The 14191-nt window shown below is 32.3% G+C and carries 16 protein-coding genes; 6 read left to right on the plus strand and 10 right to left on the minus strand.

The genetic code is table 11. The features are described 5' to 3' along the window. Positions 1–24 precede the first annotated feature (24 nt). The 6 genes from PLD14_01615 to PLD14_01640 are packed head-to-tail and all read left to right on the plus strand — an operon-like array spanning position 25 to position 6672. Positions 25–1017, plus strand: coding sequence for a beta-galactosidase (locus PLD14_01615; GenBank protein HPR79896.1), 993 nt, complete (start codon positions 25–27; stop codon positions 1015–1017). A gap of 5 nt (positions 1018–1022) precedes the next feature. Further along, on the plus strand, positions 1023–1730 hold the full coding sequence (locus tag PLD14_01620; protein ID HPR79897.1) for a glycosyltransferase: 708 nt from the start codon (positions 1023–1025) through the stop codon (positions 1728–1730). 12 nt (positions 1731–1742) lie between these two features. Beyond that, positions 1743–3020: a trypsin-like peptidase domain-containing protein gene (locus PLD14_01625; GenBank protein ID HPR79898.1), complete on the plus strand. Its 1278-nt coding sequence runs from the start codon at positions 1743–1745 to the stop codon at positions 3018–3020. Between the two features lie 35 nt (positions 3021–3055). After that, the gene (dnaG, locus tag PLD14_01630; protein ID HPR79899.1) at positions 3056–4879 is read left to right on the plus strand and encodes a DNA primase; all 1824 of its coding nucleotides are present in this window, start codon (positions 3056–3058) and stop codon (positions 4877–4879) included. Continuing rightward, positions 4767–5963, plus strand: coding sequence for a sigma-70 family RNA polymerase sigma factor (locus tag PLD14_01635; protein HPR79900.1), 1197 nt, complete (start codon positions 4767–4769; stop codon positions 5961–5963). The genes dnaG and PLD14_01635 overlap by 113 nt, the downstream gene beginning before the upstream one ends. Positions 5964–6009: 46 nt before the next feature. Next, positions 6010–6672: a hypothetical protein gene (locus tag PLD14_01640; GenBank protein HPR79901.1), complete on the plus strand. Its 663-nt coding sequence runs from the start codon at positions 6010–6012 to the stop codon at positions 6670–6672. Positions 6673–6990: 318 nt separating this feature from the next. Here PLD14_01640 and PLD14_01645 read toward each other — a convergent pair whose 3' ends face one another. The 10 genes from PLD14_01645 to PLD14_01690 all read right to left on the minus strand — a co-directional run bounded on the left by PLD14_01645 (position 6991) and on the right by PLD14_01690 (position 14167). After that, on the minus strand, positions 6991–8481 hold the full coding sequence (locus PLD14_01645) for a recombinase family protein (protein ID HPR79902.1): 1491 nt from the start codon (positions 8479–8481) through the stop codon (positions 6991–6993). 17 nt (positions 8482–8498) lie between these two features. After that, entirely contained in the window at positions 8499–9020 is a 522-nt protein-coding gene (locus PLD14_01650; protein ID HPR79903.1) for a hypothetical protein, read from the minus strand. A 9-nt stretch (positions 9021–9029) separates the two neighbouring features. Next, positions 9030–10043 (minus strand): hypothetical protein, encoded by a 1014-nt coding sequence (locus PLD14_01655; protein ID HPR79904.1) that lies wholly within the window; start codon positions 10041–10043, stop codon positions 9030–9032. Further along, positions 10040–11044: a DNA cytosine methyltransferase gene (locus tag PLD14_01660; protein HPR79905.1), complete on the minus strand. Its 1005-nt coding sequence runs from the start codon at positions 11042–11044 to the stop codon at positions 10040–10042. The genes PLD14_01655 and PLD14_01660 overlap by 4 nt, the downstream gene beginning before the upstream one ends. 6 nt (positions 11045–11050) lie before the next feature. Continuing rightward, on the minus strand, positions 11051–11230 hold the full coding sequence (locus tag PLD14_01665; protein HPR79906.1) for a helix-turn-helix domain-containing protein: 180 nt from the start codon (positions 11228–11230) through the stop codon (positions 11051–11053). Positions 11231–11273: 43 nt separating this feature from the next. Beyond that, a complete protein-coding gene (locus PLD14_01670) occupies positions 11274–11567 on the minus strand; it encodes a hypothetical protein (GenBank protein ID HPR79907.1) in 294 nt (97 codons plus the stop codon). Then, complete coding sequence (locus PLD14_01675; GenBank protein HPR79908.1) at positions 11545–11706, minus strand: hypothetical protein; 162 nt, start codon at positions 11704–11706, stop codon at positions 11545–11547. Before PLD14_01675 ends, PLD14_01670 begins: the two co-directional genes overlap by 23 nt. Beyond that, positions 11693–12808, minus strand: a complete 1116-nt coding sequence (locus PLD14_01680; GenBank protein ID HPR79909.1) for a hypothetical protein — start codon at positions 12806–12808, stop codon at positions 11693–11695. Before PLD14_01680 ends, PLD14_01675 begins: the two co-directional genes overlap by 14 nt. Further along, positions 12801–12944 (minus strand): hypothetical protein, encoded by a 144-nt coding sequence (locus PLD14_01685; GenBank protein HPR79910.1) that lies wholly within the window; start codon positions 12942–12944, stop codon positions 12801–12803. Before PLD14_01685 ends, PLD14_01680 begins: the two co-directional genes overlap by 8 nt. Before the next feature lie 149 nt (positions 12945–13093). Continuing rightward, the gene (locus PLD14_01690; protein HPR79911.1) at positions 13094–14167 is read right to left on the minus strand and encodes a hypothetical protein; all 1074 of its coding nucleotides are present in this window, start codon (positions 14165–14167) and stop codon (positions 13094–13096) included. Positions 14168–14191: the final 24 nt, after the last annotated feature.

Here is a 14191-nt window from a genome sequence, read left to right on the forward strand (position 1 = left end):
CTAAATTTTAATATAATGTATCTAATGGTTCCACTATTAAAATATATCCTATGGTCCTTTTCGGGATTAGGGATTATCTTTATTGTCTATTTTTTCGTTGGTTTTGCTAATCAATCAAAGAATATGACGTGGGGAGTTGATTTTTCGGTCAAGCAGACGGATTTTTTAAAGTTAGACTCAAAAGAGACATACTCGGCTATTTTGAACGATTTAGGGGCAAAAAATATTAAAATATCAGTTTATTGGGATTTAATTGAAAAAGAGAAGGGAGTATATGATTTTAATGAACTAGATTGGCAGGTTGCTGAAGCAGAAAAACATAACGCTAATGTTGTTTTAGCTATTGGGATGAAAGTGCCTCGTTGGCCAGAATGTCATTTACCAACCTGGGCTAGGGATCTTAGCAAATCAGAACAACAAACAGAAATATTAAATATGTTGCAAGAAGTAGTTTTAAGATATAAAGATTCTTCAGCCCTTACTATGTGGCAAGTAGAAAATGAGGTTTTTCTTAAGTTCGGAGCTTGTCCTTGGACTGATGAAGATTTTTTAAAAAAGGAAATTACTCTTGTTAAATCAAAAGATTCTAATCACAAAATTATTATTACTGATAGTGGAGAATTATCTTTTTGGATTAAGGCAGCTCAGGCCGGAGGAGATATCATCGGAGTTACAACTTATAAGAAGGTTTGGCAACAGCAAGTTCATCTTTATGTTTCCTATCCTTTTCCATCGGTTTTTTATAACCGTAGAGCAGATATAGTAAAGAATATTTTTAATAAAAAAGTAATTGGGGTTGAATTACAAGCTGAGCCTTGGTGTGCTAATTCAATTATGAACTCGTCTTTAAGTGAACAAAAGAAAACTATGGATTTAAGTCAATTCAAAAAAAATGTGGAATTTGCTAAAAATACTGGAATAGATACTTTTTACTTTTGGGGAGCTGAATGGTGGTATTACATGAAGACCGTTTATGGTGATTCAAGCATTTGGGACGAGGCTAAAAAGCTATTTTAATAAATATGATAAGTATAATTATCCCGACATTAAACGAGGAAAAAAATATTAAAACCTTGCTTGCTATAATTCAGAAAGGCGGTTTTGATGATTATGAAGTAATAATAGCTGATGCTGGTTCAATCGATAAGACAATTGAAATCGCAAGAAAAAATAATTGTATTATTAGTAAGGGAGGCTTGCCAGCTAGAGGAAGAAATATTGGGGCAAAAATCGCTAAAGGTGATATCCTTTTCTTTCTAGATGCTGATTTAAAATTTTATCCTAAGAATTTTTTAAAATTATCAGTTGATTATTTTACTAAAAATGATTTATCGGTGGCTTCATTTGCAATCTTACCCCAAAAAAATAATATATACATGAATCCTTTTACTTTGAATCTTTTTTATAATATTCCTCAAGAATTATTAAAGAAGGTATTTCCCATGGGAGCTATGGGAATAATGGTTAAAAAAGATGTATTTGAAAAGGTTAAAGGATTTGATGAAAGCATTACTTTAGCTGAAGATCATTATTTTGTACAACAAGCTAATAAATTTGGAAAGTTTGATATAATTAAAGGAGTTAAAATATATATGCCCTTGCGAAGATTTGAAAAAGATGGATATTTTAGAACCTCCTTTAAGTATCTTATATGTGCTTTTAATATGGGAGTAAGACGAAAGCCAGAAAGAAAGATTAGATACGATTTTGGACATTATGATAAAAAATAAACCATCAAAACTATGTCAATATATCAATTACCAACAATAAGTTTTCATAAAATAAAGGGACCAGAAATGAAGAAGTTAATTCCAGGAAAAATGCCTTTTCCAGGATTGTTTTTGATTTTAGTTTTTTTAATAGGATTGATTGGAGGACTATCTTCAAGCTATATTTTTTATCTTAAATTAAAACAAGAAATTATTAGTGCTGGGGTTCCGATTATTCATTCAGAAAAAGTTGTTGAAAAAGATTATGTTCCTCAAACTACTCAAGAGCAGAAAGTAATAGACGTGGTTAAAGAAAATTCTCCCTCAGTTGTTTCTGTTGTTATTATGAAAGAAGTTCCCGTCTATGAAGAGCAGTATATAGATCTTTTTGGGGATGGTTTTTTTACTGTTCCTCAACAAAAACAAACTGGAACAGAAAAACAGCAGGTTGGAGCTGGAACGGGATTTATTGTTTCTGAAGATGGACTAGTTTTAACTAATAAGCACGTTGTTTCTGATGATTCAGCTGAATATACAGTAGTTATGAGTGACAATAAAGAATATCCAGCTAAGGTTTTAGCTAAAGATCCGGTTCAAGACTTGGCAATTATCAAAATACAAAGTGATACCAAATTTAAAGCATTAACTCTTGGTTCTTCTTCTGATATCCAAATAGGGCAAAGCGTGATTGCTATTGGTAATGCTTTAGGAGAATTTCAAAATACGGTTTCAGTCGGAGTTATTTCTGGTTTAGGTAGAACAGTTGTTGCTTCAGGAGAAACAATAGGGACAGAAACATTGGAAGACATTATTCAAACTGATGCTGCTATTAATAAAGGAAATTCAGGTGGACCATTATTGAACTTAAAAGGTGAAGTCATCGGAATTAATACAGCCGTATCTTCTTCGGGACAAAATATTTCTTTTGCTATTTCAATTGATAAGGCTAAAAAAGATATTGAACAAGTTAAGGGTTCTGGCAAAATATCATATCCATATGTGGGAGTTAGATATGTCGTGATAAATAAAAAATATGCAGAAGATAAAAAACTATCAGTTGATTACGGGGCTTTGGTGATTAAAGGAATAAGTTCTAGCGATCCAGCTATCATTTCTGGATCTCCTGCCGAAAAAGCAGGACTAAAAGAAGGTGACATTATTTTAGAAATGGGAGGCGAAAAAATAACAGAAGATAATACCTTATCTAAAATTATTTCTAAATACAATCCATACGATTCCGTTGATTTAAAGGTATTACGAGACAAAGAAGAGCTTACAATTCCTCTTGTTTTAGGAGAATGGAAGCAATAGCGTTTTTCCTTCGTTTGTGTTAGTATTTTAATACTATGAACTCTGACATTGAAGAAATAAAGTCTCGTTTAAATATCGTCGATGTCGTAGGAAGCTACATTAAACTTGAAAAAGCGGGAATAAATTATAGAGCTCGCTGTCCTTTTCATAATGAAAAATCGGCTTCTTTTTTTGTTTCTCCTTCTCGTCAATTATGGCATTGTTTCGGAGGCTGTAATGAGGGAGGGGATATTTTTAAGTTTGTGATGAAAATAGAGGGAGTTGATTTTATCGATGCTTTAAAGATTTTAGCCGACAAGGCAGGTGTTGCTTTAAAAAGAGATTCGGAAGATTGGCAGAAGGTGAAAAATGAAAGACAGATATTAATTGATTTGCTAGAAAGATCTTGCAAATTTTATACCGCTCAGCTAGAAAAAAGTAAAACTGGAAGAGGAGCAATTGAGTACCTCTTAAAAAGAGGAATGAAAGAAGAAACAATAAGGGAGTGGAGACTTGGCTATGCTCCTGATACTTGGACTGGTTTGTCTGATTATTTAATTGGACAAGGATTTAAAAGAAAAGATATTGTTAGTGGAGGATTAGGAATTAAAAAAGATTCGGCTAAGTTTTTTGATAGATTTAGAAGCAGGATTATGTTTCCTATTCTCAATTTGAATTCTCAAGTATCTGGATTTACAGGTAGGATATTTAATTCTGAAGACGAGGCTAAATATTTAAATACTCCCAATACTTTATTATATGACAAGAGCCGTGCTTTATACGGTATGGACAAAGCAAAACTAGAAGTTCGCCAGAAAGATTTTTGCGTTTTGGTTGAGGGAAACGTTGATTGTATTATGTCTCATCAGGCGGGAATTAAAAATTGTATTGCTGTTTCGGGAACCGCCTTAACTCCTTTGCACTTGGGAATCATTAAGAGATATTCTTCCAATTTGGTTTTGGCTTTTGATATGGATATTGCCGGGAATAATGCGACCAAAAAGGGAATTGATTTGGCTCTCAAGAACGGATTTAATGTGAAGGTTATTTCGATGGTTGCGGAAAAAGACCCGGCTGATATTATTTTTTTGGAGGGAGAAGAGAAATGGAGAGATTTGGTTAATTCAGCCAAACCGATTAATGAATTTTATTTCGAATTAGCTTTTAAAAACAGGAATCCCGAAGTTTTTGAAGACAAGAAGAAGATTATTGCCGAACTCTTGCCCGTTTTAAAGAAAATTGATAATAACATAGAACAGAGCCATTGGATTGAAAACATGAGTCAGCGATTGAGGATAAAGGATGAAGACATTAGGGCGGAAATGAAAAAAGTCAAAATAGAGGAGAATAATATTTTCAAAAAAGAGGTAATTAATATTAAAGAGAAGAAAACCAGGAGAGAGATGCTGGAAGAGGATATTTTGTCTTTAACCCTGCTTGAACCGGTAAAAGCCTTTGAATTAACCGAAGAAATGATTGAAGTCTTTTCTCCCGAGGCTAAAGAAGTGTTTTTAAAGATCAAAAACAAGGAAGATTTGGGCGTATCGGACTACGCAAGCTATATCTTAATCAGGTCGGAATTGATGAAAGAAGTGGAAGATTTGATTGTAAACGAAGAGTGGAATAAATGCCTGAATGAGTTGCAAAGCTTGATTAAAAAGCAAGAAAGAGATAGGCTGATTCAAGAGATAAAAAGCAAGGAGAAAGAAGGAGCTTTCGCAGACGTCAAAGAACTTTTATTAAAATTTAATAAATTAATAAAAAACAATGAAGAAAACAAAAAAGAAGTTAATCAAAAAGGCGAAGCCCAAAAAGCCGTTGAAGAAAGCTGTGAAAAAAAAGAAGCCTGCGAAGAAGAAAGCTCTGGTAAAGAAAGTTAAGAAAAGGAAGAAGAGAGTCATTAATGTTATCACTCCAGAAAAATTAGATGAACTGGTAAAGAAAGGCAAGACTAGAGGTTTTGTGACTTTTTCTGAGATTTTAAATTATTTTCCCAATATTGAAGAAAACATGATTGAATTGGACCAGATGTTCGGTAAATTGGAGCAGTTGAGTATTGATGTGAAAGATTCTAAAGGATATTTGGATACAACTGATACAACCAAGAAGAAAGGAAGGAAAAGAGCTTCGACCGGAAAGATTGATTCCATCCAGTCATATTTAAAAGAAATCGGAAGGATTGATCCGATTACCGCCCGCGATGAGAAGGATTTGGCCCGAAGAATTGAAGCGGGAGACGAGGATGCGAAGAGAAAATTAGCCGAAGCTAATTTAAGACTAGTTGTTTCAATTGCCAAGAAATACATCGGACGCTCTCCTAATTTGACTTTGCTTGATTTGATTCAGGAAGGTAATTTGGGATTGTTTAGAGCGGTAGAGAAATTTGATTGGAGAAAGGGATACAAGTTTTCAACCTATGCTACCTGGTGGATCAGGCAAACGATTACCCGTGCTTTAGCTGATCAAGCCAGAACTATTCGTATTCCGGTTCACATGATTGAAACTTTGACTAAATATACTCAAGCTAAAAGAAAGTTATTACAAGAATTAGACAGGGAACCGTTAGACGAAGAGATTGCGGCGGAAATGGGAATCGAAGTTGAAAAGGTGAGACATTTAGAGAAGATTTCTCAAAAAGCTGTTTCTTTGGAAACTCCGGTCGGAGAAGACGAGAAAGACAGTGTTTTGGGCGAATTCATTAAAGATGAGAAGATTGAATCTCCAGCTTCTCAAGCCGGAAGAACATTGCTTCGAGAGCATTTGGATGAAATATTTAAAGATTTGGCTGAAAGAGAACAGAAAATTCTTTCGATGCGTTTTGGTTTAGAAGATGGGGTTACCCATACTTTGGAAGAGGTAGGACAGGAATTCGGTGTAACCAGAGAAAGAATCAGGCAGATTGAAGCTAAAGCGATTGAAAAGATCAGAGGACACAAGGATTTGAAGAAATTAGAGGGATACTAAGTTTTCCAACTTGACATTCTTGGTTCGAAAGAGGAAAATATAGTTAATGAAGGGAAAACTTGATTTAAAAATTAAGGCTAGGGAATTAAGGAAAAAGGGTAAATCTATTAAAGAAATTAAGAGAAATTTAAATGTTTCTCTTTCTTCTGTTAGTATTTGGGTCAGAGATATTAAATTAAATAAAAAACAATTAGAAGATCTTTACCTGAATAAAAAAACAGGAAACCTTAAAGGAAGCATAATCGCTGCCCAGAATAAAATAAGAAAAAGAGAATTAATTACGCAGAAGCTAAAGGAAGAAGGATTTAAAGAAATTGGAATGTTAACAGATAGACAAAGATTTTTAGTAGGAGTTTCTATTTATGCCGGAGAAGGAGGGAAAACCGATAGGGATATTTCTTTTGTAAATTCAGATCCAAAGCTTATTAAATTTATGATGAATTGGTTTAGTGATTTTTGTAACGTTCCATTCGATAAGTTTAGAGGTAGTTTATATATTCATAATGATTTAAATGAAAAGAAAGCAAAGAAATTTTGGTCTAAATTAACCAAGATACCATTAAGTCATTTTACAAAAAGCTATATTGCAAAAAATAATAAAAAAAGATTGAGAAACAAAAAACACGAGAACGGCATTTTTAGAATAAAAGTTTCAAACGCAAATCTTCATAGAAAAATAATGGGATGGGTTGACGGAATCTTTAAATAAGCTATATTATTAGTATGTTTTTATTCCGGTGTGGCGCAATGGTAGCGCGGATGCCTGTAGACAATACTTGCAGCTTTCTTGAGTAATCAAGATTGAAAAACGAGGTGAATTGCGGGAAACCTAAGGGTTTAATACTTATGGCAATCCGCAGCCAAGCCCATAATTTATGGGAAGGTTCAGAGACTATTCCGAAAGGAAGTACTCCTTATTTTAGGAGGAAGCGCCTCGCCCCTAACATTAAGTTGAGGGTGATGAGATAGTCCACGCTTATTAGAAATAGTAAGATTACGTGTAAGCATTAGGTTGTAGGTTCGAATCCTACCACCGGAGCCAGTTAGGACAGTCGGCTAGTTCTAGTACTAGATTAAACGGAGAAGCTATTGTAAAACATAGCTTTTTTTCGTCTAAGGTTGGGTTCTGAAGTAGATAACTTAAAAATGTTCTTTTTCCTGCAACATCAGAACTATTTTCAAATATGGTCTTTGCTCTGCGTGCTACGGAAATCACTGTGGCTATAGTTGTTTGGTATTCATAATCGGCTCTTCGATGTTCAGACATTTCAATTTCAAGTGTCTGTATCTTGTCTTGGTATTCTTGGTGTTTCTTGTCATAGATATCCTTAGTAATACTCTGGTCTATATAAGCATCAAGCAATCGGTCTTGTTTTATTTTAAGATTATTACAATCAGTCATTATGCGATTTATTTGTGCTTTGTGAAAAACGACCTCTGCTTCAGTATTTTTTCTAAGTTCGTTTACTAATCCATTTTGGGTTTCCTCTGTAATGGTTTCAAATCGTTCTAGAACCTCATAAATAGGTCTTAGAAGGTCTTTTTCATTCACATATACTCTTTTACATACACCTTTGCCATTAGTGCAAGAATAGTAGGTTGGTTTACCTTCGTGTGTTTCACCTGTGATAGTACAGCCACAATTTTGGCACTTGATTAAACCTTTGAATACGAAATCTTTAGAATGTGCCTTGTAAATATTTTTACAGCGTCCAGTTCGTACTTCTTGGCATTTATCAAATAATTCTCTTGTTATTAGGCGGGGATATTTATGTGGATAAGAACCATATTTTTTAGAAATTGCTGTACCACAATAAAAACTATCTTTTAAGATATTATCGATGCCACTTTTTGATAATTTATTTCCCTTAAGAGTTTTTAGTCCAAGCTCTGTTATTTTTGTTCGGATTGTTTCTAGTGAATATTGATTTGTAGCATAAAGTTCGAACATTTTTTGAAGTAAATGTCCTCTCTCTGGGTCGATAATGATGTTTTTGCGTAATCTGTTCTTTTCGTCTAGGGGAATATTTAAGTAACCTAAACGAACTGTTCCTGTCCATTCTCCATTCCTCCTCTTTTGTTCAAATGCTCGTTTAACATTATCACTGATTGCATCAGAGTAATATTTAGAAAGTCCTAGTTTCATTCCAAAAGCAAACTTATCGCCAGCTGACATATTAGCATCAATAACTTGTCCATCGGAAACAAAATGAAGTTCTATTTGATTATTTATTGCTTTTTCGTATAGTAGGGAAACGCGCTTATCAAAGATATTTCTTGAAAGTCTATCAACTTTATCAAAACAAACCGCAACTTTTTCTTTTTGTGAATTGATGGTTTCAATTATTTTATCAAACTCGTCTCGTTTGGTTTTGTATGCGCTTTCAATGAAGCTAAACTTTTCTATAATAGTTAGGTTTCTATTATTGCAATACTCTTGCATTCTAAATATTTGAGCATCAGGAGAGTTTTCTTTTTGTTCGTCAGTTGATACTCTTGCGACAATTATTGCTTTCATATTCAGACTTATTAAAATTAAGTTTCTTTAGTGATAATTATTTTAGCATTTTTAAGTAAGTTTTGAGTTACGCTTAGATTCCAAGCTCGCATAGTTTTATGCCACCTTCTGTGTTTTATAAATTGTTCCCAAGTTAGTTCTATCATCCTTTTAAGCTTATAATTTTTTGATATTTGCACAATAATGACATATTCAAAATGTTTTTCTGGCTGAGCATCATCATCAGCATCTCCACAGCCATAAAATACTCCTGTAGTACTGCCTGGCTCAGAAATTGTTTTTATGCTGTATCTTTCCCCCTTACGACTTAATGCGTCAACATTTTGCGTGCCTTCAGGAGCGGCTTGTAGTTTTGGTAATCCTTTAATTTTATTATATGTTTCTATAGCTAAAAACTCCCCACGTTCTCCAACAATATTTCTTGTACGTACAAGTCCTCTATTTTTCAATTCTAATTCTGCCTCGGCATATAAAAGCCAAAGTTCTTCATTGTTAATATTAGAAAATTGATTTATGTTCGAACTATTTAGCACCTCCATTTTTAAGATTTATTTTAATTTTTCAAGAAGGGCAAGGCTTAATTTGCTTGCAGGGAATATCCCCTCAATTTTTTGTAGATACTCTTTAGCTTCATAAACTTCATCTGCAACAAATAAGTATACTCCGTGAGCTCTTATTGCATTTGCTATATTCTCCCTTAAGTCAGTTCCAAGGGTAATTTCAATCATTACGTCGAGTTCTGACATTTGGACAGTTTTGATAAACTGCTTATACCTCTCTCTCAATGTTCTTTTTGCTCCGATTCCGTATTGTCTTTTTTTATACTCAAAAAAGAAATCAAACTCCGTAGAGCTATCAACATTATCGTGAGTTTTTTCAATATTTTCATTAGGTATTCCCATAGCTATTAAAATATTTTTAATCCTATCTTCATAGCTTGTGCCAGCAGAGCTAATAATTGACTGATTTATGCTTTCTGAAAAAAGAAGCATAAAAATCTGGTTTGGTTCAATGCCTTTTTTAGACAATTCAGTGTATTTTTGAACAAGGCTTTTAAGAAAGGTTTCAGTACTATCAGAAATAAAGTTTGTTTCACCTTTTTCTAATTTTTCAAAGAAAAGTAATGATAATAATGCTCCGCTGATTCTTGTCGCATAAGCTACTTGCGTTGAAACTTTATCATAAGCCATAGAAAGTTGATTCAATCCTTCTAGTTCCTGAGTTTTTATTGTTTGAGCAATTTTTGCCTCCTGAAGAAGTAAGTCTTTTATAAGGTTTAGCTTTAGTGAGAATAAGAAAATATCAATTGTATCTTCGGTTATTTCTGAAATTACATCTGAAATATGAGATAAATCAGCTCTATCTATCTTTGTTTCAATATAATCATAAAATAATTCTTTTAACGTTTCTACGTTTTCTTTCGAATTAGAAAAATATATAGAAAGTAAGTCGTTTACTTGATTATCAGTAAACTTAGCTTGGGTTATTTTTTTTAGAAAATTATAAAAAACAAGATTAATATCAAATACACTTTCTTTTATTTTAATTTTATTTATTTTCATACTTCTAATATTTTTATAATTTGTTTTGCTAATGTTTTTATAACAGGGACAGCAACACTGTTTCCGAATTGTTTATATGCTTGTGCGTCACTTACGGGTATTATGAAGTTTTCAGGAAATCCTTGTAATCTCGCAGCCTCTCTTGGTGTTAATTTTCGAGGATTTTTGTTTTCTTGTTTGATTAATATTTCTGAGCCATCCTTATAATATCTAGCTGATATTGTGCTAGTATATTCAGAGTTTTCATCAAATAGTGAATATCCAAAGCCATTTCCTTTTTCTTTGTGTTCTTTTTTTCTTCTTTGGTGACCAGCCCATAACCTATCAGAGATTGTGTATTTATCTTCCACCTTTTTTTCTAAAATATCTCCAACTTTAGTCTTTTTTTGCAATCCCTCTGGAAATGTAAAGTTAACATCATCCTTGAAGCCAATAATGTATATTCTAGCTCTATTCTGAGGAACACCAAAATCTTTTGCATTTAATATCTTATTAAAAACTTTATACCCTAATTCTTCTAACGTATTAATAATTGTTTTTAGGGTATTTCCATTATCGTGTCCTGCTAGATTTCTAACGTTTTCTAAAAATATAACAGATGGATTATGGTGTTTAATGATTCTTGCGATATCAAAGAATAAAGTTCCTCGCGTATCTTCGAAACCTTTTTTTAGTCCAGCCTGAGAGAATGGTTGGCAAGGAAAACCAGCTAGTAATATATCAAAGCTTGGTATTTCTTCTGGGTCTATTTTCGTTATATCTCCATAGGGTAGCTCTTTGAAGTTTGCTTGATATGTTTTTTGGGCAGGCTCGTCCCATTCAGAGGTAAAAACACATTCGCCTCCAACACTTTCAAATCCTATTCTGATGCCGCCGATACCAGCGAATAAATCTATAAAAGTAAACTTTGTATCCTCCTTCTTTTTAGTAGTAGAAAATAAGTCGTTTATAACGATTTTTCTTTTCGTTTCTTTTTTTGGTGTGATTGGTTCTTTTTTCATACAGATTTATTTTGTTTTTACTTTTTCTAGAAAGTCATCAAACTCTATTTTATCGATTCTGTATTCTTTGCCAATTTTATATGCCTTAAGTTTACCAGCCTTTATATATCGGTAGATTGTCATAATGTTTACTTCCAATGATTTAGCAAGTTCTTCTGCTTTATAAAAATCTTTTTGTTTTGCCATATGTTTATATTATACTTTACAATACTTTACATTGCAATATTGACTATTCTAGCGAGGATTTTAGTATAAGTCCAAATGCTTCCTTTTTCTTTTCAATTGATAGATTAGGGTAGTCCTTATTAGTTGTTTGATACATATAGGCTATGTTTTCCCAAATCGCAAGCTCTCTTTCTGGATTTAAGTCTCTTTGGAAGTTACTAATAGTTTCTTCTAAGGATGTTTTTTCAACTTCTTTTAGTATTTCTTTATATTTTTGAACCCTCACTATAAAACCTTCTGGTAATATTGTCTGTCTAATTGGGCTAAGTTGTATTTTATTTATTTTTATTTTTTCCATTTTGTTTAATATTTAACGATTTCTTATAAGAGATATTCTCCTTTACTTTTTCTATCCACATTTTTTCGTGGTATTTAATGAAAAGGTTCATTAATTCTTCCGAAAAATCTCTGCTCATTTTCATTTTAACTCGTTTCATAGTTTTTAATTTTATAGGGTTTATAATCTTCTAATGCTTTGTCTATTTGCGTAACCCAGTCTTGGATTTTATTCTGGGTAATTAATGTGCTGGATTGTTGTAAGTCTTTAACTATGCGATACCAATTTCTTTCGGTCGACCTTTTGGAAAGGATTGTTCTAAGTTGTCTCATTCCATTCTCATCTTTAGCGAGCATAAAAAGTCCGAGTAAATATATGGCTTGTTTTGGTTTCATTGTTCTATCTGCCAAGAATAAGATTTGCAACATATCTTTAACACTTATTGATATTGAGAAGAGTCCAAGACTACGTTCTTTTATAAGTTTTCTCCAATAATCATTTACGACCTTTTTGCTCAATTCGGTATTGAATATTTCTTTGAAAGTTGGGTTTTTTTGATATCCTAAGTCTTCAATTATTTTATTCATTTTTTGTTTATGATTTAATCTAACTTCAAAGCGTATTATTTCTTGTAGTTCGTTTTTTTTATTTAATTCGGAAAATAAGCTTTTTTGATAGTGGGTTTGTTCTTTATCTATTGCTCTTTTTTTATCTTTAGCTAAGTCGGCTATTTTGTCATAGATTACAAGCTGATGTGAGGTTGCGTGAGCGTAAATGCTCTGCCCATCATTAATAAATCTTGTTTTCGCAAAATCAAAGCTTTTTGGTAGATTAACTTTATTTATTTCAGAAATTAAATGACTAGCCGTATATCCATCTTGGAGTAAAATATTTTTTGAGAAATGGACTGAGCTTACAGAAGCATTTTCGAGTATTGGTTTTTGGACAATTACGCCCATATCTTTAAGTCTATATTGTAATTTTTCGATTACTTTAAGAAAATCATTATCTTCAAGTTCATCTAGATTATTAAGATATAAAAGCTTAGGGATAGAAAACTCTATGCGAACATTTGCATTATATTGGTTTCTTCTATACTCCGTTAGTCTGGGAAAGTATTTTTTAGTTTCTTTCTCTAATTTACTTGGATTGCGAACAAACTTTGCGTAATATTCAGTTTTAGAATATAGCTCCCAACTAGATATCCCCGAAAGATAAAGCATCTTATTCTTGGGTATTAAGAGACATATCGTATCAATCATTTTGTTCTTTTTTAAGTTTATAAAGTTCAGGATTTTGTTTTTTATCTTCCTGTATGAGCCAAGCAAATACTTCGACCAATTTTTGTTTGTCATTTATCAACAAATCATTTAATTTTTTTTCTTTTGCTTCCTGCATACTTTCATCATAAAATACCCTCTAGGTAGAAGTTAGTTAGAGGGTTAAAGAGGGTTTTTGATAAGAACTATGTAGTTTTTATGTAATAAAAAAGAGGAACTGTAAGCAGTTCCTCTTTGCTCAATTAAGCTTTGTATCGAAAATCCCTCTCAAGAACCTATAAATAAGCGTACATTTCTTTTGTTGTCCGTGAACTCAAGCTTTATTTTTCCCTTTAATTCTTCCATTTTTTGTAGTTCTTTTACCGTGTATTCAATAAGATTCCTTTGTCTGTCTGCTGAAAGGTAAGTATCTTCAAGAGAGCTATCATTCTTATCTTTTGGTAGTGATATTTGACTAAATACTATGCTTACCTTTTTAGCAACCTCAAGGGGGTCTGAAAGTGCCTTAAGGAGTCTAAACTTTCTAGTTTTAATACTTCCTATTTTTATTTTTTTACCTTCTTTGTAAAACTTTAAGTAGCCACTTCCTTTTTCTTCAAAAATAGTAATCTGGTTTTTTTTATTAGTTATTTTTACTGGCTCATTATTATTCTCAATTTTTATTTCTTGTGGAATAATTATGTATTTTGACGCAGACTGTAACCATTTTTGATAATTATTTGGGTCAACATTTTTTATAAATATTTCATTTATATAATCAAATAATTTTATAGATATGTTTTTATTGCTAATATCGTAATAAATCGGATTAAGAAACTCTGCAATAATCGATTGAACTTCTTCTGTCCAAGTCCTTGCGTAAGAACAGCGAAATAAGAAATCAGTAAGAGAATAAGCTCCCTCGCTAAATTGCCAAACAGAATGATTTATTTCAGGAAAAGAGTGTAGAGCTATTATTATTTTTTCTTTTGGTATAATATTTTCTATTTGTTTTGAAATAGAAGAGATGGCTTCTCTTTGGAGTAATGGCTCATCCTTTAGGCGATATCGCCATTTTGTGTATTTAATATATTCCTTAATTTTTTCTTTATTGACTATTAAAGCATCATACGTTATCTCTCTTTCCATATTTCCGTACTTATCTTCAACTTCCATTCCAACGTGGTCTAGATAAAAAATACCATCGTGTTCAAATTGGTCATAAATAATATCTAGTTCTTGTTCAGTTATTTCTAATTGTTTTGTAAGGATTTCTTTTTCTGGAACTTCAAAATCGCCATTTTTTAATAGTTTTTCAGCTACATATAACATTTTTGTGCAAGAGATAAAATCTACCTTCATATACTTTACTTTAGTTTACAAAGT

Source organism: Candidatus Pacearchaeota archaeon (genome assembly GCA_035404185.1).
Lineage (GTDB): Bacteria > Patescibacteriota > Minisyncoccia > Minisyncoccales > Minisyncoccaceae > UBA2211.

What these genes read in the sequence shown, in the direction of transcription:
- PLD14_01615 (HPR79896.1), top strand. Translation starts at nt 25, where the DNA reads ATGGTTCCACTATTAAAATATATCCTATGGTCCTTTTCGGGATTAGGG.
- PLD14_01620 (HPR79897.1), top strand. Translation starts at nt 1,023, where the DNA reads ATGATAAGTATAATTATCCCGACATTAAACGAGGAAAAAAATATTAAA.
- PLD14_01625 (HPR79898.1), top strand. Translation starts at nt 1,743, where the DNA reads ATGTCAATATATCAATTACCAACAATAAGTTTTCATAAAATAAAGGGA.
- dnaG (HPR79899.1), top strand. Translation starts at nt 3,056, where the DNA reads ATGAACTCTGACATTGAAGAAATAAAGTCTCGTTTAAATATCGTCGAT.
- PLD14_01635 (HPR79900.1), top strand. Translation starts at nt 4,767, where the DNA reads ATGAAGAAAACAAAAAAGAAGTTAATCAAAAAGGCGAAGCCCAAAAAG.
- PLD14_01640 (HPR79901.1), top strand. Translation starts at nt 6,010, where the DNA reads ATGAAGGGAAAACTTGATTTAAAAATTAAGGCTAGGGAATTAAGGAAA.
- PLD14_01645 (HPR79902.1), bottom strand. Translation starts at nt 8,481, where the DNA reads ATGAAAGCAATAATTGTCGCAAGAGTATCAACTGACGAACAAAAAGAA.
- PLD14_01650 (HPR79903.1), bottom strand. Translation starts at nt 9,020, where the DNA reads ATGGAGGTGCTAAATAGTTCGAACATAAATCAATTTTCTAATATTAAC.
- PLD14_01655 (HPR79904.1), bottom strand. Translation starts at nt 10,043, where the DNA reads ATGAAAATAAATAAAATTAAAATAAAAGAAAGTGTATTTGATATTAAT.
- PLD14_01660 (HPR79905.1), bottom strand. Translation starts at nt 11,044, where the DNA reads ATGAAAAAAGAACCAATCACACCAAAAAAAGAAACGAAAAGAAAAATC.
- PLD14_01665 (HPR79906.1), bottom strand. Translation starts at nt 11,230, where the DNA reads ATGGCAAAACAAAAAGATTTTTATAAAGCAGAAGAACTTGCTAAATCA.
- PLD14_01670 (HPR79907.1), bottom strand. Translation starts at nt 11,567, where the DNA reads ATGGAAAAAATAAAAATAAATAAAATACAACTTAGCCCAATTAGACAG.
- PLD14_01675 (HPR79908.1), bottom strand. Translation starts at nt 11,706, where the DNA reads ATGAAACGAGTTAAAATGAAAATGAGCAGAGATTTTTCGGAAGAATTA.
- PLD14_01680 (HPR79909.1), bottom strand. Translation starts at nt 12,808, where the DNA reads ATGATTGATACGATATGTCTCTTAATACCCAAGAATAAGATGCTTTAT.
- PLD14_01685 (HPR79910.1), bottom strand. Translation starts at nt 12,944, where the DNA reads ATGCAGGAAGCAAAAGAAAAAAAATTAAATGATTTGTTGATAAATGAC.
- PLD14_01690 (HPR79911.1), bottom strand. Translation starts at nt 14,167, where the DNA reads ATGAAGGTAGATTTTATCTCTTGCACAAAAATGTTATATGTAGCTGAA.